Consider the following 23,667-nt stretch of genomic DNA (forward strand, 5'->3'; position numbering starts at 1 on the left):
GGGCTGCCGAAAGGCGGCCCCTTTTTTGCGGCTTTGGGTAGGGAGCGGACATACCCGATTCCGTCATCCCGGCGAAGGCCGGGATCTCCCCGGTGCGTAAAACCGTTAGGGTGAGATCCCGGCTTTCGCCGGGATGACGACGGAATATGGGTCTGCAACCGGCCGAAAGCCGACATCCCCCGGAACCCGGGATCAACCCTGCCGCTGCCGCCAGTCGGCGTAGAGGCTGGACTTCCCGTCGAGGCGAACCGGCAGATGGCGGATATTCATCGTCTGCTCGGCAAAGGGCTTGGCGAGATCGTCGTAGATCGGCGCGGTCGACAGCCCGTAGGGCTCGCCATCCTCGTTCGAATAGGCATAGGTCACCGCTGCGATCCCCGCGAGGCGCATCGCCGCCATGCACATCGGGCAGGGATGGCCGCTCGCGAAGACCGCGCAGCCGGCCAGATCGGGCGATCCGAGCACGCTGCTCGCGGCCCGGATCGCGTTGAGCTCGGCATGCGACGTAGGATCGCCGCTCGCCAATATCTCGTTCACCCCCCTGGCGATGATCCGTCCGTCGCGGACGATCACCGCGCCGAACGGGCGGCCGCCCTTTTCGGCGTTGGCATAGGCGAGTGCGATCGCCTCGCGCAGATATGTTTCGCTGTCGTCCATGATCGTGGCATTCCGTTTCGGCCGAGTGTGCCATCAGGATGCCACGATCGCCGGCCGGCTGTCCATGCGGGCAGCCGCATCGGGAAAAGTCAGCCGAACAGCCGCTCGGCATATTCGCTGCGCAGCCGGGTCCAATTGTCCCAGTACGGTTCCGCCTGTGTCCCGCGCAGGCGCGCTTCGAGCACGTCGAGATGCGCGTGCCAGCCGGAGCTGACATTGAGCAGCACGGCGGGATCCTCGACGCGCTTGTGGACGATCGTCAGCAGCACCTCGTCGCCCTTCTCCTCGAGCGTGAAGGTCACGCCGCCGGTGCTGCCCCAGCTGATCGACAAGAGGCGCGGTGGGTCGATCGCGACGATTTCGCACGCCATCCGGTGCTCGTCGCCAAAGCCTTCGGGGCGCGTGCCCGGCGGATCGGTGAGTTCGTCGTTGCGCCAGATGAGGTCGACCGGCGCGCCGGCCTTTTCTTCCATCGCGCCCGCGGCGAGCCATTGGCGGCGCATGTCGCCGTCGGTGAGATAGGCCCAGAGGCGCTCGACCGGGCCGGGGAGCAGGCGGGTGATCGTCAGCGTCGCGGGTTCGGTGAGCAGGCCGTAGCGGCCTTCGTCAAGCATCGTCGTCATCGTGTTTCTCCTTCTTTCCCGGGGAGGGGTTTCTTGGGGGAGGGGGCGCGGCATCGTCGGCGCGGAGGATTTTCTCCAGCACGTCGAGGCGATCGGTCCAGAAGCGGCGGTAGATGCCGATCCACTGGTCCGCACGCATCAGCGGCACGGGATCGAGGCTACAGACATGCGTGCGGCCGCGGATGTCGCGGCGGACCAGTCCGGCGGCTTCGAGCACCTTGATATGCTTCGACGCCGCGGCGAGCGACATGGCGAAAGGCTCGGCAAGTTCGCCGACCGTGCGTTCGCCGGCGGCAAGCTCGCCCAGCATCGCGCGGCGCGTCGTGTCGCCGAGCGCGTGGAAGATCGTGTCGAGGGTATGCGAATCATGTTCAACCATGTGGTTGAATATGAGCAGCCCGGATTTGATTGTCAACCGATTGGTTGAATTATTTCGCTTCGATTCCCGCGATCCGGTTTCCCGCGTCCTCGCGATAGAGCGACCAGTCGGCGGGGCATTTGTTCACGGCCTTGGGCAATCCCTGCATGCCTTCGGTGACCCAGCAATCGTTGAAGATCGAGCAATAGCAGGCGCGGACCTTCAGCTTCCACCGCTCCCTGTTGAACGTCTGCCACACCGCCTCGGTCGCGGGGGTGCGCGGCAGGCTGACGAACTCGATCGTTTCGCCGGGCCGCACGGCGATTCCGGTCGAAGGCGAAGTGGAAAAGCGCAAGGCGCGTGCCCCGGCTTTCGTGCAGCACGCATTGAGCAAGTCGAGCGGGGTCGTGATCGGCTTGCCCTCATAACGGATTTCGATGGGGCCGAGAATCGCGGGGCCGACGCCATTGTTCGTCAGCGACAGCGTTATATCCTGATTGCCATCCTCGTCCCCGTTGCTCGTCCCGAAGGTGACGAAGGGCATTGCGCCGCCGGTCTGCATCTTCTGCGTCGCGTCGGCCTGAACGAACGCGAAATAGGCGAGCGCGAGCGACGCGATCAGCGCGGGCAGGCCGATGAGAAAATGCGCGATGGTGATAAGGGGGAGGTAGCGCAGCAAACGCGATCCGAGATCGGCGGCGACATTCGCCGGCGCCCCGGCATCGGGGGCGGCTTCGCGGTTCGGCGTCTCGGTCATCGGGTCAACTCCTGCTCGTCCCCGGCGGTGCCTAGCGCGGCTCGCGGCCCAATTTCAATCACAGCGCTTGTTGACTTTAGTTCGCAATAGCGATTAGGGCGCGCACGCATCTTAACCGCTGGGGGCTTTTCATGAAATTTCGTACCGCGATCCTGTCGAGCTGCGCCGCGGCGTTCACGCTGACGAGCCACGCCGCGTTCGCCGAAGAAGGCGATACGGACTCGGCAGGCGACATCGTCGTCGTCGGCGCGCTCACCGACGTCGAGATCGACCGCGAGGAGATCGAGGTCCTGCAGGCGAACGACCTTGCCGACCTGTTCCGCAATGTTCCGTCGGTTTCGGTCGGCGGCGGCGTCGGGCTCGCCCAGAAAATCTATGTCCGCGGGCTCGAGGATTCGCTGCTCAACGTCACGATCGACGGCGCGCCGCAGCGCGGCACCCTGTTCCATCATATCGGCCGCGTGACGATCGAGCCCGAAATCCTCGAAACCGTCGACGTGCAGGCGGGCCCGGGCGAAGCGACCGCGGGCTTTGGCGCGGTCGGCGGCGCGATCCGCTTCCGCACCCGCAACGCCGTCGACATGCTGCAGGACGGCCGCGACATCGGCGGCATCGCCAAGGCGGGCTGGTTCAGCAACGACGGCTACAAGCTCAGCGGCACGCTCTATGGCCGCATCGCGGGCGACATCGGCATTCTCGCTTCCTACGTCCATGTGAACCGCGATCCGTACAAGGATGGCGACGGCGTGCGCCAGCTCGCGACGGGTGCCGAGCAGAATCTCGGCTTTGTCAAAGTGGGCGGCGAGCTTGGCGGCGGCCACCGCATCACGGCGAGCTATGAGCAGCGCCGCGAGAGCGGACGCTTCGGCCAGCGTCCGAACTGGCCCGTGCTCGCAGGCGACCGGCTGTTCGAAGCGAAGGGCAAACGCCAGACCGCCATCCTCAACTATGGTTTCGAAGGCGACAGCGGCGTCGGCGTCGAGGCGACGGGTTACTGGACACGCACCAATTTCTCGCAGGACCGTTTCGACCGCTGGGGCCTGTATGGCGCCGAGATCGAGACTTATGGCTTCGACGTGCGCGCGAAACTTGCCATCGCGAACCACGACATCACGATCGGCGCCGAGCATCGCCGCGACCGCGTGACCAGCGAATATCTGGCCGACCCGGCGATGTGGCAGCCGTGGGCATGGGATCCGAACATCGGCCGTTTCACCGAAAAGGGGTCGCTGATGGGTGTCTATGTCCAGGACCATTGGCGCGTCGCCGACCCGCTGCTGATCAGCTTCGGTGCGCGGTACGACGCCTATGATCTCGACCAGAAAACCTATCGCACCGGCACACAGAGCGACGGGCTCAGCTTCAACGTCGGCGCGGAGTTCGAGATCGTGCCGGGCCTCAGCCTGAACGCCGGTTTTGCCGAAGCCTTCCGCGGCAAGGAAATCGGCGACGCCTTCACGCTCGAAAAGCGCCCCGGCCGCCTGTCGCTGTCGCCGACGCTGCGCCCCGAGCGCGTCGACAATCTCGAGGGCGGCGTCAAATACGACCTCGGCGGCTTCACTGCGTCGGCGGTCTATTATGAAATGACGATCAGGAACGTCATTCTCGATCAGCTCGGCCGCGACACCGCGCGGCCGATCCAGGACGCGGTCTATTACGAGAATGTCGGCAAGTTCAAATCGAAGGGGGTCGAACTGCGCGCGGGTTACCGCACCGGTCCGTTCAGCATCGATGGTTATTACAACCATTATGATTCGCGCCTCAATGGCAACCGGATCGAAGGCTATGAGCATATTGCGCTCGGCAATTCGATGGGCCACAATTGGGCGGTGACCGCGGGATTCCAGCCGAGCGACACTTTCAACTTCCGCGCCAGCCTGACACGCGTCGAGGATCTGAACGATATCGAGGTGCTGTTCCGGGAAAGCCAGCTCGGTTTCATCGACGGCACGCGTTTCATCAACAAGCCCGGCTATACGACGGTCGACCTGTTCGGCAGCTGGCGCCCGTTCGGGACCGACCGGCTCGAACTGCAGGCGGCCGTCTATAACCTGTTCGACAAGCGCTATATCGCGCACGCCAGCGTCGCCGACTACGGCCAGCTCGGCCTGCCCGACTATGCGATCGTGTCGGGCCTGCCCGAGCCGGGCCGCAACGTCCGCCTGACCGCCTCCGTCCGCTTCTGATGGCGGGCGCGGCTGTCCGGCGGCGGCCGCGCCACGCGCTGAAGCTGTGGCATCGCTGGTTCGGCCTTCTTGCCGGGTTGTGGCTCGCGCTGCTCGCCGCGACGGGGATCGCCGTTACCTTCTACGACGAGCTCGACAGCGCGCTCAACGCCGACTGGCGGACCGTGCCGGCGCCCGCCCGCGCCGCGCCGGTCGGCGATGCGGTCGCGGCGGCCGGGCGCGCGCTTCCCGGCTTCGCGCCCGACATGATCGAAATCCCCGGGCACGAGGGCGATACGCTCTGGATGATGGGCCGGGCGCCGGTGGGCGGCGTGCCGACGCGCGTGCAGCTGTTTTCGGACCCGCGCGACGGATCGGTGCTCGGTTGGCGCGAGACCGGCGCGATCGTCTTCGACCGGCGGCACGCGATGGACATAATCTACGGCCTGCATATCGACCTGCTCGCGGGACCGTGGATGACCTGGTTCTTCGGGCTCGTCTCGCTGCTCTGGGTGATCGACCATGCGATCGCCGCGGCGCTGACCTTTCCGAAGGGTATGCACTGGCTGCGCGCGTTCCGGATCGAGGGGCGGCGCGGCAGCCTCAAGCGGCTGTTCGATTCGCACCGCGCGTGGGGGCTCTGGCTGCTGCCCGTCACGCTCGTCCTCGCGGTCACCGGCGTGACGCTGAGCTGGCCCGACGACAGCCGCGAGGCGGTGGGCTTCGTATCGCCGGTCACCGGCCGCCTGCATGAAAGCATGGCCGACGTGCCCGAATCGGCGCCCGCCGTCGATGTCGACACGGCGATCGCGCGCGTCGTCGGCGAAGCCGGCGAACGCGTCCACAGCGTCCGCCTCTTCCCCGATCATGGCGTCTATGCCGTGCGCACCTTCGACGCGCGCGACCGCGACGATCAGGGGCGGCTCTGGCATTATGTCGCGATGGACGACGGCCGGGTGGTCGGCACGCGCCACGACAATGGCACGACGGCGGGCGACGAATTCTTCGCCTGGCAATATCCGCTCCATTCGGGGAAAGCCTTCGGGCTCATCGGGCGGCTGCTGGTGCTGCTCGGCGGTGTCGTGACGCTGTGGCTCTGCCTTAGCGGGATCAAGCTCTGGTGGCGCCGCCGGCGGCAACGCATCTGAAACCGCTCGCATCGGCGGCGCGATTGCGTTTATGATCGGTCCCATGCTGACCCTGTTCGCCGCGCTCGCGCTCGTCGCCCAATCGCCGTCCGTCCCTCCGCAGGCAACCCAGATGCCGCCGCCCGTGCCGCCGGTGCCAGCGCCGGTTACGCCGGCGATCGAAGCCGACACGCGGCCCTATGTCGCGCTTGTCACCGATCTCGGCACGATCATAGTGCGGATCGAGGACAAGCGCGCGCCGGTCACCGCCGCCAATTTTCTTCGCTACGTCGACGCGAAACGGCTCGACGGCTTCAAATTCTATCGCTCGACCAAGAGTTGGGGCCCGGCCAACCAGCTGATCCAGGCGGGCAATCGCGGCGACGCGCGCCGGAATTTCCCGCCCATCGCGCACGAGCCGACGACGACGACCGGCCTCACCAACTGCAAGGGCGCGCTGTCGATGGCGCGGCTCAATCCGGGCGATGCGACGAGCGATTTCTTCCTGCTGCTCTCCGATATCAAGGGCTTCGATGCCGATGCGGTGGGCGGCGACGGTGCGGGTTTCGCGGTGTTCGGCGAAATCGTCGGCGGCGCCGAGGTCGCCGAGGCGATCTTCAACGCCCCGATCTCGCCCACCGCGGGCGAAGGCGTGATGGTCGGCCAGATGCTCGAACCGCAGGTGACGATCAAGACCGCGCGCCGCGTGCCGGCCCCCGCGAACGTGCCGGCGGGCTGCGTGGTCAAGGCGCCGTAAAGCTGCGCCGAACCCCCATCATTTATTTTGCGTTCATGCGCGCTGTGGCTATACCGCGCGCATGACTCGATTTGCCCCCTCGCGCGCGACTATGCGCTTGCTCGCCGCCGCACTTGTGATCACCCCGATGCTGGCGGCTTGCGCCGGCGGCGGCGGGGTCAAGAAGGACACGCGTTACGTCGCGCGCGACGTCAATACGCTGTACCGCGCGGCGCAGGACCGGCTCGACCGCAAACAATATGGGCTGGCCGCGGCGCTGTTCGACGAGGTCGAGCGTCAGCACCCCTATTCGCCCTGGGCGCGCCGCGCGCAGCTGATGAGTTCGTTCAGCTATTATATGGACCGCGAATATACGCCGGCGATCGAAGCCGCGCAGCGCTTCCTCGCGATCCATCCGGGCAACAAGGACGCGCCCTACGCCTATTATCTGATCGGCATTTCCTATTATGAGCAGATCAGCGACGTCACCCGCGACCAGAAAATCACCCAGCAGGCGCGCGCCGCGCTCGGCGAGGTGATCCGCCGCTATCCCGACACCCGCTATGCCGCCGACGCGCGGCTGAAGGTCGATCTGGTGCAGGATCATCTCGCGGGCAAGGAAATGGAAATCGGCCGTTTCTACCAGCGCAGCTCGAACTGGCTCGCGGCGTCGATCCGCTTCCGCGAGGTCGTCGACAAATATCAGACGACCAGCCACGCCGCCGAGGCGCTCTACCGCCTGACCGAATGCTATCTCGCACTCGGCATCCCGGCTGAGGCGAAGAAGTCGGCGGCGGTGCTCGGCGCCAACTATCCGGGCAATGAATGGTACGAACGCGCCTACAAGCTGATGCAGAGGCACGCCCCGAGCGCGTGATCGCGCCGGGAATAGATTCTGCCTTTGTTCTGCGGTAAGGGCAGGGCATGCTGACGGCGCTTTCCATCGCCAATATCGTTCTCATCGAACGGCTCGACCTTGATTTCGAGGCGGGACTCGGCGTGCTCACCGGCGAAACGGGGGCGGGCAAGTCGATCCTGCTTGACGCGCTCGGCCTCGCGCTCGGCGCGCGCGCCGACAGCGCGCTGGTGCGGCAGGGTAGCGACAAGGCGCAGGTGACCGCCAGCTTCACCCCGCCCGCGGCGGATACGCCGCTCGCGGCGCTGCTCGCCGAGAACGAGGTTGCGCTGGAGCCGGGCGAACCGCTGCTGATCCGCCGCAGCTTGAAAGCCGACGGCGGCAGCCGCGCCTTCCTGAACGATCAGCCCTGCTCGGCGGCGCTGCTGCGCGAAGTCGGCGGTCATCTGGTCGAGATCCACGGCCAGCACGACGATCGCGGCCTGCTCGCGCCCGCCGGGCACCGCGCCTTGCTCGACGCCTATGCGCGCGCCGATACCGGCGCCGTCGCGGCGACGCATGCGGCGTGGCGGGCCGCCGAGGAAAAACTCGCCACCGCGCGCGCTGCCATCTCCGAAGCCGAACGCGACCGCGAATGGCTCGAACATTGCGTCGCCGAATTGCAGATCCTCGCGCCCCAGCCGGGCGAGGAAGCCGAACTCGCCGAAGCGCGCGCCGCGATGCAAAAGGGCGAACGGATCGCGGGCGATCTCGGCGCGATCCTCGAGGCCTTCGACGGCAGCGCGGGCGGCCCGGCGCTGCTGCGCGGCGCCGCGCGGCGGCTCGACCGGCTCGCGGGCGATCACCCGCTGCTCGCCGAGGCGCTCGCGGGGCTCGACCGCGCGATCATCGAGGCCGACGAGGCCGAGACGAGGCTGCACGACGCCGCGCGCGCGATGGAATATGATCCCGAACGGCTCGAGGCGACCGAGACGCGCCTGTTCGAACTGCGCGCGATGGCGCGCAAACATAACGTCCAGCCCGACGAACTCGCCGAGCTGACGGGCGAAATGGCGGCGCGGCTCGACGCGATCGAGGGCGGCAGCGCGGGGCTCGCCAAGCTCGAGTCCGCGGTCGCCGAAAGTGCGTCGGCCTATACCCATGCCGCCACCGCTTTGTCCGACCAGCGCGCCAAGGCCGCCAAGCGGCTCGACGGCGCGGTCGCGGGCGAACTCGTCCCGCTCAAGCTCGACGCCGCGCGGTTCCAGACCGCAATCGAACGCCTGCCCGCCGAACGCTGGGGCGCCGAGGGGATCGACCGCGTCGAATTTCTCATCTCGACCAACCCCGGCGCGCCCTTCGCGCCGCTCGCCAAGATCGCGTCGGGCGGCGAACTCTCGCGCTTCATCCTCGCATTGAAGGTCGCGCTCGCCGAAGAGGGCGGCGCCGACACGATCATCTTCGACGAAATCGACCGTGGCGTCGGCGGCGCGGTCGCGAGCGCGATCGGCGACCGGCTGGCGCGGCTTTCGGGTGCGGGCAAGCAGTTGCTCGCCGTCACCCATAGCCCGCAGGTCGCGGCGAAAGGCGCCTTCCATTTCATCATCGCCAAATCGAGCGAGGGCACGGTCACCCGCACCAGCGTCCACGCGCTCGACGACGCCGGCCGCCGCGAGGAAATCGCGCGCATGCTGTCGGGCGCCGAAGTCACCGAAGAGGCGCGCGCGCAGGCCGAGCGGCTGCTGGACGTCGCGGCGTGACGGCGCACCCGCTCGATCGCCCGATCTGGTCGATGCTGACCGGACGGCAGGCGCATCTTGCCGAAGGGGACGCGCGGGCGCTGCGGATCGATCGCGGCTATGGCGTGTTCGGGGTGGCCGCCGATATCGGCGCTGCGGCGCAAGCGGCGCTCGCCGCGCTCGTGCCCGAAGATGGCGAGCTCTGGATCGTCGAGGGCGAACCCTGGCCGGTGCCCGCCGGCACGCGCGAGGTGAAGCGCGCGGTGCTCGCGCAGATGGTCGCCGAAGGCGCGCCGCCCGCCCGGCGCGACGGCGAACCCGCGATCCTCGCGCTCGGTGACGGGGACGCGGCCGAAATGGCGGCGCTCGCCGAGCATGCCAGGCCCGGTCCCTGGGGGCCGACGACGCATCTTTACGGTCCCTTTTTCGGAGTCCGCGAGGATGGCAGGCTGCTCGCGATGGCGGGGCAGCGCATCCTCGTCTCCGGCATGGCCGAGGTCAGCGGCGTCGCGACATGGGCCGATTGCCGCGGTCGCGGGCTCGCGCGCGCGCTGATCGGCCACGTCATGCGCGAAATGGTGGCGCGGGACGAGACGCCCTTCCTGCACAGCTATGCCGACAATGCGGGGGCGATCGGCCTCTATGAATCTCTCGGTTTCCGCATCCGCCGCGAGGTGCATGTGCTGGTGCTCGCGAAATGAACCGGCGCGAGCATATCGCGGCGATGCTCGCGATGGCCGCGGCGCTGCTCCCCGCGGCGAAACTCCGTGCTCTGGAGGCGAAGATGGAAGAAGCCGACCCGCAATATGGCCTGCTCGGCCAGATGATGGCCGCGCCCGGCAAGCGCGCCGAACTGGCCGCGATCCTTGCCGAGGGGACGGGGCAGATGCCCGGTAATATCGCCTATCTGATCGGCGAGGACAGCGCGAACCCCGACGCGATCTGGATCGTCGAACTGTGGGACAGCAAGGAGGCGCACGCCGCTTCGCTGAAGCTTCCCGCCGTGCAGGCGGCGATCAAAAAGGGCCGCCCGCTGATCGCCGGATTTGGCACTCGCGCCGAATTCAAGCCGGTGGCAAAGGCCGGTGCATGACCGAAATCGAATCGCTGTCCGAGGCCGCGGCCGCCAATGAACTGATGCGGCTCGCGAAGCAGATCGCTTATCACAGCAAGCGTTATCATGCCGAGGATGCGCCCGAGATTTCGGACGCCGACTATGACGCGCTCGTTCGCCGTAACAACGAGATCGAGAACGCCTTTCCGCAGCTGATCCGCGCCGACAGCCCGAACAATCAGGTCGGCGCCGCGGTCGAGGGATCGCCGCTCGCGAAGGTCGCGCACCGGCAGCGCATGATGAGCCTCGACAATGCCTTCGCTGCCGAGGATGTCGAGGAGTTCGCTGCGCGCGTCCGCCGCTTCCTCAACCTCGGCGCCGATGCCGCGGTCGCGCTGACCGCCGAGGACAAGATCGATGGCCTTTCCTGCTCGCTGCGCTATGAAAAGGGCAAGCTCGTGCAGGCCGCGACGCGCGGCGACGGCAGCGTCGGCGAGGATGTCACCGCCAATGTCCGCCACATCGCCGACATCCCGCAGGAGCTGAAGGGCGCCGCGCCCGATGTCTTCGAGATCCGCGGCGAGGTCTATATGGCCAAGGATGATTTTACCGCGCTCAACGCCCGCTTGCTCGCGGAGGCCGAAGACCCGGAGAAGGCCCGCCAGTTCGCCAACCCGCGCAACGCCGCCGCGGGCTCGCTGCGTCAGAAGGATGCGAGCGTCACCGCGTCGCGCCCGCTGCGCTTCCTCGCGCACGGCTGGGGCGAGGTGAGCGCGCTGCCTGCCGACACGCAATATGGCGTGATGAAGGCGATCGAGGGCTGGGGCGTCCCGGTGTCGCCGCTGCTCAAACGCTATGAAGGCGTCGCGGACGTCCTCGGGCATTATGCCGAAATCGAGCGCCGCCGCGCCGAGATGGATTATGACATCGACGGCGTCGTCTACAAGGTCGACCGGCTCGACTGGCAGCAGCGGCTGGGCTTCGTCGCCAAGGCGCCGCGCTGGGCGATCGCGCATAAATTCCCCGCCGAACGTGCGCAGACGACCTTGGAAGCCATCGACATCCAGGTCGGCCGCACCGGCAAGCTCACCCCCGTCGGGCGGCTCACTCCCGTCACCGTCGGCGGCGTGGTGGTGTCGAACGTCACGCTCCACAATCGCGACGAGATCGGCCGTCTCGGCGTGCGCCCCGGCGACCGCGTCGTCATCCAGCGCGCCGGCGACGTCATCCCGCAGGTGGTCGAAAATCTCACCCGCGACGAGCAGCGCGCGGCCTTCACCTTCCCCGACCATTGCCCCGTCTGCGACAGCGAAGCGGTCGCCGAAGAGGGCGAGGTCGACGTGCGCTGCACCGGCGGCCTCATCTGCAACGCGCAGAAGTTCGAGCGGCTGCGTCACTTCGTCAGCCGCGGTGCGCTCGACATCGAGGGGCTGGGCGAAAAAAGCATCGCGGAGTTTCTGGAACTCGGCTGGCTCGACAAGGGGCCCGCCGACATCTTCCGCCTCAAGGCGCATCGCACCGAGCTGCTCAGTCGCGAGGGGTGGAAAGAAAAGTCGGTCGACAATCTCTTCGCGGCGATCGAATCGAAGCGCCAACCCGACGCCGCGCGGCTGCTCTTCGGGCTCGGCATCCGCCATGTCGGCGCGGTGACCGCGCGCGACCTGCTCAAGGGTTTGGCCGACATTCGGCGGCTCCCCGAAAAGGCCGCCGAAATCCATGCTTATCTCGAAGCCAACCCGCAGGGCGAGGGTGAGTCCGACGGCAAATATACGGCGCGCCGCGTCGAGGCGTTCAAGGCGATCCTCGAAGTGCGCGCCGACGGCATCGGCATCGCGGTCGGCGAGGCGCTCGCCGATTTCTTCCACGAACCGCACAATCGCGCGTTGTGGGATGACCTCCTCTCCGAAGTCGCGCCGCCGCTTTACGTCGTCGAGACGCGTGCGAGCGAGGTGTCGGGGATGACCGTCGTCTTCACCGGCAAGCTCGAGACGATGAGCCGCGACGAAGCGAAGGCGCAGGCCGAAGCACTCGGCGCCAAGGCCGCGGGGAGCGTCAGCGCCAAGACCGATCTCGTCGTCGCGGGCCCCGGCGCGGGATCGAAGCTCAAGCAGGCAGCCGCGCTCGGCATCCGTGTGATCGACGAGGCCGGATGGGCAGAGATTGTCGCCGCGGCAGGTTAGCGCGATAGTAAACCGTGCGCGTCATCACAGACGGCGCGGCGGAAATGCTGTGAAGGGCCCCCATGGCAAAGCGTGACTATCTTCAGAATCTGATGCGCGATCTCGAATCGCACACCGAGGTGCGGCGGTTCGGCAGCGGCTGGCTGTCGGGCTTTTTCGGGCTGCTTTTCGCGATCGCCGGCTTCTTCATGGTGATCGCGCTGCGTTTCCCCGACTGGTTCGCGACCCCCGAGCTCGAGATCGTCAAGAATTGGGGCGGTTTTCGCGGGTTCGTCCACGCGACATTATTGATCAGCTACGGTCTCTCGCTCCTCAGCCTGCTGCTTCGCCCCCGGAAAGTGCTCGGCCTCACCGCGTTGATGATCGGGCTCGCCGCGATCCTCGTCGGCGGCGCGAACGTCCAGCCGCAGGAAACGCGCGACTGGGGCATTTTCTTCGGGCTCGACTTCTTCGTCGTGAACCTGCTCGTCACCGGCTTCATGTTCGCGCCGCTCGAACGCGCCTTTCCGCACCGGCGCAGCCAAAGATTGTTCCGCACCGAATGGCGCGAGGATCTTTTCTATTATCTCGTCAGCACGATGTTCGTGCAGGTGCTCGGCTTCCTCGCGCTCGCGCCCTCGACGATCATCAACGCGAATACGTCGAGCTGGGAGGCGTTCCGCGCCGGTGTTGCTTCGCTGCCGTGGATCGTCCAGTTCGTCATCGTGCTCGTCGCCTCGGACGTGGCGCAATATTTCTTCCACCGCAGCTTCCACCGCTACCCCTTCCTCTGGGGTTTCCACGCGGTGCACCACAGCGCGAAATCGATGGACTGGCTCGCGGGATCGCGGATGCATTTCGTCGAGATCATCCTCTTGCGCTCGATCACCTCGCTGCCGCTCTTCACGCTCGGTTTCGCGCCGTCGGTGATGCAGGCCTATATCGGCTTCGTCTATGTCTGGTCGTCGCTGCTCCACGCCAATGTCGGCGGCAATTTCAACCGGCTCGGCCACTGGATCGCGACCCCGCGTTTCCACCACTGGCACCATGGGCTCGAGCGCGAGGCGTTCGACGTCAATTTCGCGATCCATTTCCCGTGGATCGACAAGCTCTTCGGAACCTTCCATCTGCCCAAGGACCGCTGGCCGCAAAATTACGGCATCCCCGAGGACGTCCCGAAACATTATTGGGGCCAGTTTCTCTACCCTTGGACGCGCACGGGCAAGAAGACCGACGAGACGCCCGCCGAATAGCGGGGGCCGAAGTAGGGCAATCTGTCCGCTTGCCAGCATCGCGCGCGCGCCATAAGGCGCGCAGCGTGGGCCTGCTCGCCGCCTTCCGCCGTTCCGGCATCCTGCTGCTCCTGCCGCTGCTCCTTGCGCTCGCCGCGCGGGTGCTCGTCGCGCCGGGCTGGATGATCGAGAGCGATGCCGGCGGGTCGATCACCGTGCGCATCTGTTCGGACCCCGCCAACCCCGGCGGCACGATGACGATCCCGCTTGAGAAGGCGGGCAGCCACGACGCGGGCGAAGCGCAGCAGCATTGCCCGTGGGGCGCGCTCGCCAATGCGCCGATCGTTCCCGATCTGGCGGTCCTCGCCGCCGCACCGCTGGCTATCGAGCCCGTCCCGGTCGCGGTGCGCTCGCTCGGCTATGCGCCGGGCATCGCCTCGCCGCTTCCGCCGAGTACCGGACCACCCTCCTTCGCCTGATCCAGCCTGAATTGCCGCCCGCGCCAAGCGCGGCGGCGCCATGCCTGTTTCCGGGGAAGAAATTCCAATGACAAAATATGCTTGCCAAGCGGCGCCCTTGCTGGCGCTCGCAACCTGTATTGCCGCCACTCCTGCCCATGCCGAAGAGGCCGATTCGACGATCATCGTCACCGCGCCGCAACTCACCAACGAAGCCGAAGAGCGCGCGGCGAAGACCGCCGGCGGCACCGACGTCGTCGGCCATAAGGATTATGCCGACAAGTCGATCATGTCCTTGCGCGATACGCTCGCCTTTTCACCCGGCGTCTATCTCCAGCCGCGCTACGGGCAGGAGGTGCGCATCTCGATCCGCGGCTCGGGCCTGTCGCGCGGCTATCATATGCGCGGGCTGACGCTGTTGCAGGACGGCGTGCCGATCAATCTCGCCGACGATAACGGCGATTTCCAGGAACTCGAACCGATCTTCTTCGACCATCTCGAGGTCTATCGCGGCGCCAATGCGCTGCGCTTCGGTTCGGGCACGCTGGGCGGCGCGATCAACGGCGTGACCCCGACGGGGCGTACCGCCGAGGGCCTTTATCTGCGCGCCGACGCCGGCAGCTTCGATAGCCTGCGCGGGCTCGTCTCGGCGGGCGTCGCGAGCGGCGCGGTCGACGCATGGGGCGCGATCAGCGCCGACACGTCGGACGGCGACCGCGATCATGCGACGCGCCGCAGTTTCCGCTTCAACGGCAATGTCGGCATGCGGTTGAGCGAAATCGTGTCGAACCGCCTCTATGTCAGCGTCAACAGCATCGAACAGCAGATCCCGAGCGCGCTGACGATGGAACAGGCGCTGACCACGCCGCGCCTCGCGACCGCGGGAACGCTCGCGGGCGACCATGGCCGCGACATCGATTCGATCCGCATCCAGAGCCGCACGCGCTTCGACTGGGGCGGGGTGAAGCTCGACGTCGGCGCCTTCGTCAACGCCAAGTCGCTCTACCACCCGATCTTCGAGCTGGTCGATCAGGAGGGGCTCGACCGCGGCGGCTATTTCCGCCTCGGCTATGCGAGCGACTGGGTCGAGGCGACGCTGGGGGGCGAACTGCGCGTCGGCGACATCCGGGCAAAGCGTTTCGTCAATCGGGGCGGCAAGCGCGGCGCGCTACGCGTGAATGCCGACCAGCATGCGCGCGCGGCATCGCTCTATGGCGAGGTCCGCGTGCGTCCGGCGCCGATGCTCACGCTGATCGCGGGCGGTATCTATGCCGATGGAAAGCGGCGGCAGGTGATGAATTTCAACGCCTCCGATCCGACACAGAACGGCACGGTCGGCCGCGCCGATTTCGATGCCTTCTCGCCCAAGATCGGCCTGCTGTTCGAACCCATGGCGGGGGCGCAGATTTACGCCAACTACAGCCGGTCGGTCGAATTTCCGGGCTTCATCGAATTGGGGCAGGTCGCCGCTTTTGTGCCGCTCGACGCGCAGCGTGCATGGACGGCCGAGATCGGGACGCGCGGCAAGAGGGGGGTGCTGAACTGGGACATCACCTATTACAGGTCGACGATCAAAGGCGAATTGCTGCAATTCGACATCGGTCCCGACATACCGGCGTCGACCTTCAACGCCGGCCGCACGCTGCACGAAGGCGTCGAAGCGGCGCTCGAGGTGCAGGCGGCCGAGTGGCTGAAGCTGCGCCAAGTCTACACCTACAGCAACTTCCGTTTCCGCGATGACGCCCAATTCGGCGACAACCGCCTGCCGGTCGTGCCCAGGCATGTCTACCGCGCCGAGCTGCGGATCGGCAGCGACGCGCTGCACATCGCGCCGAACCTCGAATGGGTGCCCGACGGTCCCTTCGCCGATTACCGCAACCGCGTGTCGACCCCGGGCTATGCGCTGATCGGCGTGACCGGCGGCGCGACGATCGCCGAGGGCATCGACGCCTTCGTCGATGTCCGCAACATCACCGGCAAAAAGGCGATCGGCGACATCAGCACGGCGATCGCGGTGACGCCCACGTCGGCGATCTATTATCCCGTCGAACGCCGCGCGGTCTCCGCCGGCATCCGCGCGCGCTTCTGAGGGGCAGGGGATGACCGACAGAAACCGGGTTCCGCTCTATCGCACGATCTGGCGCTGGCATTTTTATGCCGGGCTGTTCGTCATCCCCTTCATCCTCATTCTATCGGCGACGGGCGCCGCCTATCTGTTCAAGCCCGATCTCGACCGGTGGGAGGAGCGCGCATGGCGCGGGCTGCCGACCGCGGCCGCGGTCGACGCCGACGCGCAGGTCGCCGCCGCGCTCGCCGATTTTCCGGGCGCGAGCTTTCATTATTATCGCATAGCCGAAGTCCCCGGCGACGCCGCGGTCGTCCACCTCGGCCTGTCGAACGGCACGATGCGCGACGTTGCGGTTTCGCCGCAGGGACGCGTGATCGGCTCGGCCGATCCCGAGCAGCGCATTTCGGCGTGGCTGTCGGCGATCCACGGCAGCCTGCTGATCGGCCGCGCGGGCAACCTGCTGGTCGAACTCGCGGCGAGCTGGGCGATCGTGATGATCCTGACCGGCCTCTATCTCTGGTGGCCGCGCGGGCGCGGGTTCGCGGGGGTGGTCTGGCCGCGTCTGTCGCTGGGTGCACGCACCGCGCTTCGCGATCTCCACGCCGTCACCGGCTTCTGGGTGTCGGGCCTTGCGCTCGTCCTGCTTTTCACCGCGCTGCCATGGACCGACGTCTGGGCGAGCGGCTTTCGCGCCGTTCGCGCCGAAATGGGCTGGGTGTCGGGGGTGCAGGACTGGAAGGGCGGCGCAGACCCGCACGCCGCGCACGACCATCAAGCGATGGCGATGGCCGATCATGCGGCGCACGCGGTGCCCACAGTGCCGCTCGCGCGGATTGTCGAACGCGCGCGCGCCGAGCATATGCCCGCCCCCGCGATCGTCCAGCCGCCGGGCGCGCCCAATTTCTTCGGTCCGCCGAACGGCGCCACATGGACGCTGACGACGCAGACGCAGAACCGGCCGCAGGTGCGCAAGATCAGCTATGATCCCATGACCGGCGCCGAGGTCGCGCGCAGCGGCTTCGCCGACAAGCATGTCATCGACCGCGCCGTGAACATCGGCATCGCCTGGCACGAAGGCCAGCTGTTCGGCCGCATCAACCAGCTGATCGGCGTTCTGACCGCGCTCGCGCTGTTCACGCTCGCGGTCTCGGGCTTCCTGATGTGGCGCCGCCGCAAGCCCGAGGGCGCGCTCGGCGCGCCGCCGGCGGTGCGCGATCCGGCGCGGCTCCGCGGCGTCGCCGCGATCATATTGATCCTCGCCGCGCTCCTGCCGCTGCTCGCCGCCTCGCTGATCCTGCTCTGGATCGCCGAGCGGCTGCTGCTGCCGCGCCTGCCGCGCGCCGCGCGCTGGCTCGGCGCGGCGCGCGGGGCGGGCTAGGTCAGTGGGACCGCCTTGGGCGCCGCCGGCGCGGCGCCGGCGATGTGGGCGTCCATATCCCTGTTCTCGGGAAAGATCGGCCACAGCAATTGCTGCCCCAGCGTCGCGGGCGGCAGGTTTTCGACGCCATAGCTTTGCGGATAATGCCGCGTGATCTTCGCGGTGCCGAACAAGACGTCCCAGAAGAAGAGCAGGTTTCCGAAATTGCCCTTGTAATTCACCGCCGGATCGTCGGCGTGGCGGCCGTGATGCGCGTGGTGCGTCGCCGGCGTGCTGATCGTGCGTTCGACCACCCACATGATCGGCGACAGCGCCTTGATCCGGTAGAGCGGGGCATCCCACGCGACATCGCTGTGCGCGCCGATGATCACCAGCATCTTCACCACCAGATAACCCGCATAGAACCAGCCGAGCCCGAGATAGACGAGCACGCCCGCGAACCAGATGCTCGGCATCATCGCATAATAGATGATGTTGTTCCGGTAGACGAGGCGCACGCTCATATAGCGCGCGTTGTGATGCGCGCGGTGGAGATTGTAGAGCCAGGCGAAGCTGTGCGACGCGCGGTGCCACCAATATTGCATCATATCCTCAAAGACGAGGAACAGCGCGAGCGCGGCGATGAAGGGGATGCCCGCGAGCGCGCCTTCATAATCGGGGAAGAAGCGGTGGCCGAGCGTGCCGACCGCGAACAGGATCAGCGGCTGCGTCGCGATCAGCAGGGTGAAGGTGCTGACGATTTCGATGATGCCGTCGTTGCGCGTCTGCTCGCCCTTCGCGAACAGCCGGGTACGGGCGAGTTCGAGCAGGCAGAAGCCGAGGTAGATGCTCGCGACGAGCAGGCTCGATTGCGCGGTGGTCAGATACATATGCCGTCTCCCAGCCAATTGAGCGGTCGTTCGCCGCTTGCCTTTGCCGGCGTGATGCCACAGCGTCGCGAATCGAAATGCAAAGAAGTTATCAATTCGCCATGGCCGAGCGGTCGCGGCTGTCGGCGCGCGAGCTCGATGAGCTCGCGGCGCAGAAACGGCCGCAGTCCTTCGCCGACGGCCAGTTCGTCCAGCATCGGGGCGACCCCGGCGATGCTTTCTGGGCCGTCGTCGACGGGCATGTCGCGGTCGGACGCTATGCCGAAGACGGCGGCTTCACGCTGTTCGCGGTGCTCGCAGCGGGCGACCTGTTCGGCGAACTCGCCTTTTTCACCGGGGTGCCGCGGCAGGTCGACGCCATCGCCAGCGGCGATGCGCGGCTCATCGCGATCGACCGGCCGCTGCTCCGCCGGATGATGGCCGCCGATGTCGGCTGGGCCGAGCTGTTGCTGCGCAGCCTCTCGCGCCAGCTGGCGGGCGCACTCGACCTGATCGATGCCGAACGGCGGCTGAGCACGGTCGACCGGCTGGCGCAGCTGCTCGGCGTGATGGCACAGGACAGCGCGACCGGCGATATCGTCCGCGCGACGCAGCAACAGCTCGCCGACCTGATGGGGGTATCGCGCGTCACCTTGGGCGCCGCGCTCGGTGAGCTGGCGCGGCGGGGCTTGGTCGAGCGCGGCTATCGCCACATTCGTCTTTGCGGGTCGCTTTCGCCGCGCGGCTGACCGGGTTATAGCGGGTCGCATGATCGCGATCCTCCGCCGTATCGGCTTCCTCCTGACGCTCCTCCTGTTCGCTCCGCCTGCCATCGCGCAGGAGCGCGGGCCGGTGGTGCTCGCGGCGGCGAGCCTGCAGGAATCGCTCAGCGAAGCGGCGAACGCCTGGGCGGCGAAGGGGCACGCCAAACCGGTGCTGTCCTTCGCCGCCTCCTCGGCGCTCGCGCGGCAGGTGATCGCGGGCGCCCCCGCTGACCTCTTCCTGTCGGCGGACGAACCGTGGATGGATGCGGTGGCGAAAGCGGACATGCTGCGCGCGGGCACGCGCGCGACATTGCTCGGCAACCGCCTCGTGCTGATCGCGCCCGCGGGAAGCCGCGCGAGACTGACGATCGCGCGCGGCTTCCCGCTCGCAAGAGCGCTCGGCGCCGGCCGCCTCGCGCTCGCCGATCCCGACGCCGTCCCCGCGGGAAAATATGCGAAGGCCGCGCTCACGCGTCTCGGCGTCTGGTCCGGCGTCGCGGACAGGCTCGCGCCCGCCGAGAATGTCCGCGCCGCGATGGCGCTCGTCGAGCGCGGCGCCGCGCCGCTCGGCATCGTTTACGCGACTGACGCACGCGCGTCGAAAGCGGTACGCGTCGTCGGTGTTTTTCCCGCGTCGAGCCATCCGCCGATCCGCTACCCGGTCGCGCTGCTCAAGGCATCGCGGCACAAGGATGCGGCCGCCTTCCGCGCCTTCCTCTTCTCGAAACAGGGCCGCGCCATCTTCGCCCGCCACGGCTTCTCGGCCTCTTGATGCTGTCGCCCGAAGAGTGGGGGATCGTCGCGCTGTCGCTGAAGGTCGGCGGCGTCGCGGTGCTCGCGACGCTTCCTGTCGCCTTCGGTCTCGCGTGGCTGCTCGCGCGCTATCGTTTCCCGGGGCGGGTGATCCTCGACGGGCTCGTCCATTTGCCGCTCGTCCTGCCACCCGTCGTCACCGGCTGGCTGCTGCTCATCGCCTTCGGCCCGCTCGGCCCCGCCGGCCGCTGGCTCGAAAGCTGGTTCGGTATGACCCTGATGTTCCGCTGGACCGGCGCCGCGCTCGCCGCGGCGATCATGGCGCTGCCGCTGATGGTGCGCGCGATGCGGCTGTCGATCGAGGGCATCGACCGGCGGCTCGAGGGCGCGGCGCGCACATTGGGCGCGGGGCGCTGGCACGCCTTCCGCACGATCAGCCTGCCGCTCGCGCTCCCCGGCATCCTCGCCGCGCTCGTGCTCGGCTTCGCGCGCTCGATCGGTGAATTCGGCGCGACGATCACCTTCGTCTCGAACATCCCGGGCGAGACGCGCACCTTGCCGCTCGCCATCTATTCGGCGCTGCAGGTGCCGGGCGGCGAGGCGATGGTGACGCGGCTCGCGCTGCTCTCGGTTGTGCTCTCGCTCGGCGCGCTGATCCTCTCCGAATGGCTCGTCCGCCGCACCCATGGCGAAAGGCAGCGCCGTGGCGATTGATATCGACGTATCGCGCCGCCTCGGCGACCGGGTCATCGCCGCGCGTTTCACCGCCGGACCGGGGCTGACCGCGCTGTTCGGCCCGTCGGGCGCCGGCAAGACGAGCGTCCTCAACATGGTCGCGGGGCTGCTGAAGCCCGATCGCGGGCATATCCGCATCGGCGACCGCACCCTGTTCGACGGTGCGACCGACCTGCCGCCCGAGGCGCGCCGCGTCGGCTATGTCTTTCAGGACGGCCGGCTCTTCCCGCATCGCCGCGTCCGCGCGAACCTCGTCTATGGTCTCGACCTCTCGCCGCCCGCGAACCGCTGGATGAGCCTCGACGAAGCCGCACGCTTTCTCGGCATCGGGCATCTGCTGGGGCGTTGGCCGGAAAGCCTGTCGGGCGGCGAGGCGCAACGCGTTGCGATCGGCCGCGCGCTGCTCGCGGGTCCCGAAATCCTGCTGATGGACGAACCCTTGTCCTCGCTCGACGCGGCGCGGCGCGGCGATATCATGGCGGTGATCGAGCGGATTCGCGACGAACTTGAACTGCCGATCCTCTACGTTAGCCACGACCGCGCCGAGGTCGATCGCCTCGCGACGCAGATCGTCGAGATCGGAGAATAAAGTTTCACTTGAAACCATTTTGATGATAGAAGCTGTCATATGGAAAGCCAGTTTACCCACGTCCATGACACGCCGCCGCCGGGTGCCGCGGCCGACTGGACGATTTCGCAAGATTGGGACGCCTTCACCGCCGACGAACATGCGATGTGGGATCGCCTCTTCGCGCGCCAGTCGGAGATGCTGCCCGGCCGCGCGTCCGAGGCCTTTCTGCGCGGCATCGACGTGCTGCGTCTCGAAAAGCCCGGCATTCCCGATTATCGCGAGCTCAACGCGCGGCTGACGGCGGCAACGGGGTGGCAGGTCGTCGCGGTGCCCGGGCTCGTCCCCGACGAGGTATTTTTCGACCATCTCGCGAACCGGCGCTTCCCCGCGGGCAATTTCATCCGCACGCCCGAGCAGCTCGATTACCTTGAGGAACCCGACGTCTTTCACGACGTCTTCGGCCATGTCCCGATGCTCGCCGACCCGGTCTTCGCCGATTATATGGTCGCCTATGGCGAAGGCGGCCTGCGCAGCCTGAAGTTCGACGCGCTGAAACAGCTCGCGCGGCTTTACTGGTATACGGTCGAATTCGGACTGATCCGCGAGGCGGGAGCCCTGCGCATCTATGGCGCGGGTATCGTCTCATCCTTTGCCGAAAGCGTCTTCGCACTCGATTCGGACAGCCCGAACCGCATCGGCTTCGACCTCGCGCGGGTGATGCGCACCGATTACCGGATCGACGATTTCCAGCAGAATTATTTCGTTATCGACAGCCTCGATCAGCTGCTGAGCACGACGGTCAATACGGACTTTGCGCCGCTCTATGCGGCGAACGCCGCGCTGCCGCCGATCCCGATCGCCGATATCCTGCCCGGCGACGCGGTGATCACCCGCGGCACGCAGGACTATGCCTTGGCCAAGAGCGGCTGACCGTCAATCCTCGCCCCGGCGAACGGCCCCCACCAACCGGTTTCGGTGTTGGTAGGCTTCTCGGTCGGGCGGCAGGCTGTATATGCCGCGTAGCAGCGCCATATCCTTGCCCGACAGATCGCGATGTTCCGGCTCGTCGCCGAACAGCCCCATGATCGAGTCCTTGGGCGGCGGCGGATCGCCGTTGAGTTCGGCGAGCGCGACCATCGCCGTATAGGACGCGACCGAATCGAGCAACGTGCCGTCCGCCTGCTCGGCATCGACGATCACCGTCGCCGAGCGCAGCGCGCGCACCACCTGCGTGCTGACGATGCTGCTATTATATTGCTTGAGCACGCCGCTGTTGGTCGGCATGCCGTCGCGACTTTCTTCGCGCGTGCCGTACCACCAGCGGATCGGCCCGTCGCCCTGCACCAGCCGTTCGCGCTCGGTCGGCGACAGGGCGGCGACCTGTCGCGGCGATTTGTCGAAGATCGCGCGGGTCAGGCCATTGCCATCGTCGGTGAAGATCACCGCGATATTCGGCGTGCATGGCTGCGGCGCAATCGGCGCTCCCGCCGCTTCCGCGACGTCGCGAATCCGCTCGTCGACGATCCCGGCAATCTTGGCATCGACGCCGATCGTGCGGGGACAGACGGGTGCGATCCAGCGCGCGACGGGGTTCAGCGTGGCGACGCCTGTGCGGCGGACGAATTCGGCGGCGCGCTTTTTTTCTTCGCGCTTGGCTTCGGGGGTGCCGGTCACGATGATCGAATTGGGGTCGTCGCCGGCGGCGGGTGCGGCGGCGAGCAGGGCGATGGCGGCAAACAGGCTCATGACCGGATCAATCCTCGTCCAGGGGTTTCGCGATCGCCGTAACCAGCTGGCGGCGATGCTGATGCGCTTCGCGATCGGGCGGCAGGCGATAAATGGCTTGCAGCAGCGCCGCGTCTTCCTCGGACAGCATGCGTCGATCCTCCTCGCCGTCGAACAGCGCAAGAATGGAGTTTTCGGGCGGCGGCGGGTCGCTGTCCATTTCGGCCATAGCCACCATCGCCGCAAAGGCGGCGACCGCGTCGAGCGGATAGCCGTTCGCCTTTTCCACGTCGATAATGACGGTCGCGGCCCTCAGCGCGCGCACGGCCTGCGTTCCGATCAGGGTCGATCCGTTATGCGACAGCATCGGCGCCCCGGTGCTGCGCACCGGCGAGCCCCCACCCTCGCTATAGCCGCCGATCCACGGCATCGGCGCGGTGGTCGCCGACACGGCGTCGCGGCTTTGCAGCCGGGTGCTGTACCACCAGCGGATCGCATCGTCGCCGTCCACCGTCCGCTCGCGCGCTGCGGGCGACAGTTCGGCAAAACGCTGCGGCGATTTCTTGAGCATCGTGTCGGCCAGGCCGCTGCCGTCGGCGGTAAACACAATCGCGATATTGGTCGAACAGCCAGGCGCCGCGACGCGCGCGCCCGCTGCCGCAGCGACCTCGCGGACCCGCTCCTCGACGATCTCCGCCACCGCATCGTCGACTTCCATCGCACGGGGACAGACGGGGTCGATCCAGCGCGCGATCGGCCGCAATTCGGCCACCCCGGCGCGGCGCACGAATTCGGCGGCGCGTTTTCGCTTTTCGCGTTCGGCGTCGGGGGTGCCGGTCACGATGATCGAATTGGGGTCCTCGCCGGCGGCGGGTGCGGCGGCGAACAGGGCGAGGGCGGCAAACAGGCTCATGACCGATTCTCC

At 67.3% G+C, this 23,667-nt stretch carries 24 protein-coding genes; 17 read left to right on the forward strand and 7 right to left on the reverse strand.

Features of this window, described 5'->3' with window-relative positions:
- Positions 1–192: 192 nt before the first annotated feature.
- From VFG17_RS08935 to VFG17_RS08950, 4 genes are all read right to left on the reverse strand, one after another.
- Positions 193–657, reverse strand: a complete 465-nt coding sequence (locus VFG17_RS08935) for a nucleoside deaminase (RefSeq protein WP_325029123.1) — start codon at positions 655–657, stop codon at positions 193–195.
- 89 nt (positions 658–746) lie between these two features.
- On the reverse strand, positions 747–1,280 hold the full coding sequence (locus VFG17_RS08940; RefSeq protein WP_325029124.1) for an SRPBCC family protein: 534 nt from the start codon (positions 1,278–1,280) through the stop codon (positions 747–749).
- The gene (locus VFG17_RS08945; protein WP_325029125.1) at positions 1,264–1,659 is read right to left on the reverse strand and encodes a metalloregulator ArsR/SmtB family transcription factor; all 396 of its coding nucleotides are present in this window, start codon (positions 1,657–1,659) and stop codon (positions 1,264–1,266) included. Before VFG17_RS08945 ends, VFG17_RS08940 begins: the two co-directional genes overlap by 17 nt.
- 49 nt (positions 1,660–1,708) lie before the next feature.
- A complete protein-coding gene (locus VFG17_RS08950; RefSeq protein WP_325029126.1) occupies positions 1,709–2,395 on the reverse strand; it encodes a hypothetical protein in 687 nt (228 codons plus the stop codon).
- Positions 2,396–2,526: 131 nt separating this feature from the next.
- On the opposite strand from VFG17_RS08950, the gene VFG17_RS08955 reads away from it, so the two are divergent.
- From VFG17_RS08955 to VFG17_RS09010, 12 genes are all read left to right on the forward strand, one after another.
- Complete coding sequence (locus VFG17_RS08955) at positions 2,527–4,581, forward strand: TonB-dependent receptor domain-containing protein (protein ID WP_325029127.1); 2,055 nt, start codon at positions 2,527–2,529, stop codon at positions 4,579–4,581.
- Positions 4,581–5,708: a PepSY-associated TM helix domain-containing protein gene (locus tag VFG17_RS08960; RefSeq protein ID WP_325029128.1), complete on the forward strand. Its 1,128-nt coding sequence runs from the start codon at positions 4,581–4,583 to the stop codon at positions 5,706–5,708. Before VFG17_RS08955 ends, VFG17_RS08960 begins: the two co-directional genes overlap by 1 nt.
- A 31-nt stretch (positions 5,709–5,739) precedes the next feature.
- Entirely contained in the window at positions 5,740–6,444 is a 705-nt protein-coding gene (locus VFG17_RS08965) for a peptidylprolyl isomerase (RefSeq protein WP_325029129.1), read from the forward strand.
- A 61-nt stretch (positions 6,445–6,505) separates the two neighbouring features.
- The gene (locus VFG17_RS08970) at positions 6,506–7,300 is read left to right on the forward strand and encodes an outer membrane protein assembly factor BamD (protein WP_325029130.1); all 795 of its coding nucleotides are present in this window, start codon (positions 6,506–6,508) and stop codon (positions 7,298–7,300) included.
- A 47-nt stretch (positions 7,301–7,347) separates the two neighbouring features.
- The gene (gene recN, locus VFG17_RS08975) at positions 7,348–9,018 is read left to right on the forward strand and encodes a DNA repair protein RecN (RefSeq protein WP_325029131.1); all 1,671 of its coding nucleotides are present in this window, start codon (positions 7,348–7,350) and stop codon (positions 9,016–9,018) included.
- Positions 9,015–9,698 (forward strand): GNAT family N-acetyltransferase, encoded by a 684-nt coding sequence (locus tag VFG17_RS08980; RefSeq protein ID WP_325029132.1) that lies wholly within the window; start codon positions 9,015–9,017, stop codon positions 9,696–9,698. Before recN ends, VFG17_RS08980 begins: the two co-directional genes overlap by 4 nt.
- Positions 9,695–10,090: a putative quinol monooxygenase gene (locus VFG17_RS08985; protein WP_325029133.1), complete on the forward strand. Its 396-nt coding sequence runs from the start codon at positions 9,695–9,697 to the stop codon at positions 10,088–10,090. The genes VFG17_RS08980 and VFG17_RS08985 overlap by 4 nt, the downstream gene beginning before the upstream one ends.
- Positions 10,087–12,231: an NAD-dependent DNA ligase LigA gene (gene ligA, locus VFG17_RS08990; RefSeq protein ID WP_325029134.1), complete on the forward strand. Its 2,145-nt coding sequence runs from the start codon at positions 10,087–10,089 to the stop codon at positions 12,229–12,231. The genes VFG17_RS08985 and ligA overlap by 4 nt, the downstream gene beginning before the upstream one ends.
- Before the next feature lie 62 nt (positions 12,232–12,293).
- Positions 12,294–13,463, forward strand: coding sequence for a sterol desaturase family protein (locus VFG17_RS08995; RefSeq protein ID WP_325029135.1), 1,170 nt, complete (start codon positions 12,294–12,296; stop codon positions 13,461–13,463).
- A gap of 65 nt (positions 13,464–13,528) precedes the next feature.
- Positions 13,529–13,921, forward strand: coding sequence for a DUF2946 family protein (locus VFG17_RS09000; RefSeq protein WP_325029136.1), 393 nt, complete (start codon positions 13,529–13,531; stop codon positions 13,919–13,921).
- 67 nt (positions 13,922–13,988) lie between these two features.
- Complete coding sequence (locus VFG17_RS09005) at positions 13,989–15,989, forward strand: TonB-dependent receptor family protein (RefSeq protein WP_325029137.1); 2,001 nt, start codon at positions 13,989–13,991, stop codon at positions 15,987–15,989.
- Between the two features lie 10 nt (positions 15,990–15,999).
- Entirely contained in the window at positions 16,000–17,346 is a 1,347-nt protein-coding gene (locus tag VFG17_RS09010; protein ID WP_325029138.1) for a PepSY domain-containing protein, read from the forward strand.
- Here the strand turns inward: VFG17_RS09010 and VFG17_RS09015 are convergent.
- Complete coding sequence (locus tag VFG17_RS09015) at positions 17,343–18,215, reverse strand: sterol desaturase family protein (RefSeq protein WP_325029139.1); 873 nt, start codon at positions 18,213–18,215, stop codon at positions 17,343–17,345. The genes VFG17_RS09010 and VFG17_RS09015 overlap by 4 nt on opposite strands.
- A 101-nt stretch (positions 18,216–18,316) precedes the next feature.
- On the opposite strand from VFG17_RS09015, the gene VFG17_RS09020 reads away from it, so the two are divergent.
- Genes VFG17_RS09020 through phhA form a run of 5 tightly spaced genes read left to right on the forward strand, consistent with a single transcriptional unit; the run spans position 18,317 to position 21,947 of the window.
- Entirely contained in the window at positions 18,317–18,943 is a 627-nt protein-coding gene (locus VFG17_RS09020) for a Crp/Fnr family transcriptional regulator (protein ID WP_325029140.1), read from the forward strand.
- Positions 18,944–18,962: 19 nt separating this feature from the next.
- Positions 18,963–19,730 (forward strand): molybdate ABC transporter substrate-binding protein, encoded by a 768-nt coding sequence (gene modA, locus VFG17_RS09025; RefSeq protein WP_325029141.1) that lies wholly within the window; start codon positions 18,963–18,965, stop codon positions 19,728–19,730.
- Complete coding sequence (gene modB, locus VFG17_RS09030) at positions 19,730–20,425, forward strand: molybdate ABC transporter permease subunit (RefSeq protein WP_325029142.1); 696 nt, start codon at positions 19,730–19,732, stop codon at positions 20,423–20,425. The genes modA and modB overlap by 1 nt, the downstream gene beginning before the upstream one ends.
- On the forward strand, positions 20,415–21,035 hold the full coding sequence (locus tag VFG17_RS09035; RefSeq protein WP_325029143.1) for a molybdenum ABC transporter ATP-binding protein: 621 nt from the start codon (positions 20,415–20,417) through the stop codon (positions 21,033–21,035). Before modB ends, VFG17_RS09035 begins: the two co-directional genes overlap by 11 nt.
- A gap of 39 nt (positions 21,036–21,074) precedes the next feature.
- The gene (phhA, locus tag VFG17_RS09040) at positions 21,075–21,947 is read left to right on the forward strand and encodes a phenylalanine 4-monooxygenase (RefSeq protein WP_325029144.1); all 873 of its coding nucleotides are present in this window, start codon (positions 21,075–21,077) and stop codon (positions 21,945–21,947) included.
- A 3-nt stretch (positions 21,948–21,950) separates the two neighbouring features.
- On the opposite strand, the gene VFG17_RS09045 is transcribed toward phhA, so the two are convergent.
- Both VFG17_RS09045 and VFG17_RS09050 read right to left on the reverse strand, forming a co-directional pair.
- Positions 21,951–22,763 carry a hypothetical protein gene (locus tag VFG17_RS09045; protein ID WP_325029145.1) on the reverse strand — a complete coding sequence of 271 codons (813 nt, stop codon included), beginning with the start codon at positions 22,761–22,763 and terminating at the stop codon, positions 21,951–21,953.
- A gap of 7 nt (positions 22,764–22,770) precedes the next feature.
- Positions 22,771–23,655 carry a hypothetical protein gene (locus VFG17_RS09050; protein ID WP_325029146.1) on the reverse strand — a complete coding sequence of 295 codons (885 nt, stop codon included), beginning with the start codon at positions 23,653–23,655 and terminating at the stop codon, positions 22,771–22,773.
- Positions 23,656–23,667: the final 12 nt, after the last annotated feature.

This window comes from Sphingopyxis sp., assembly GCF_035686825.1.
Taxonomy (GTDB): Bacteria; Pseudomonadota; Alphaproteobacteria; order Sphingomonadales; family Sphingomonadaceae; genus Sphingopyxis.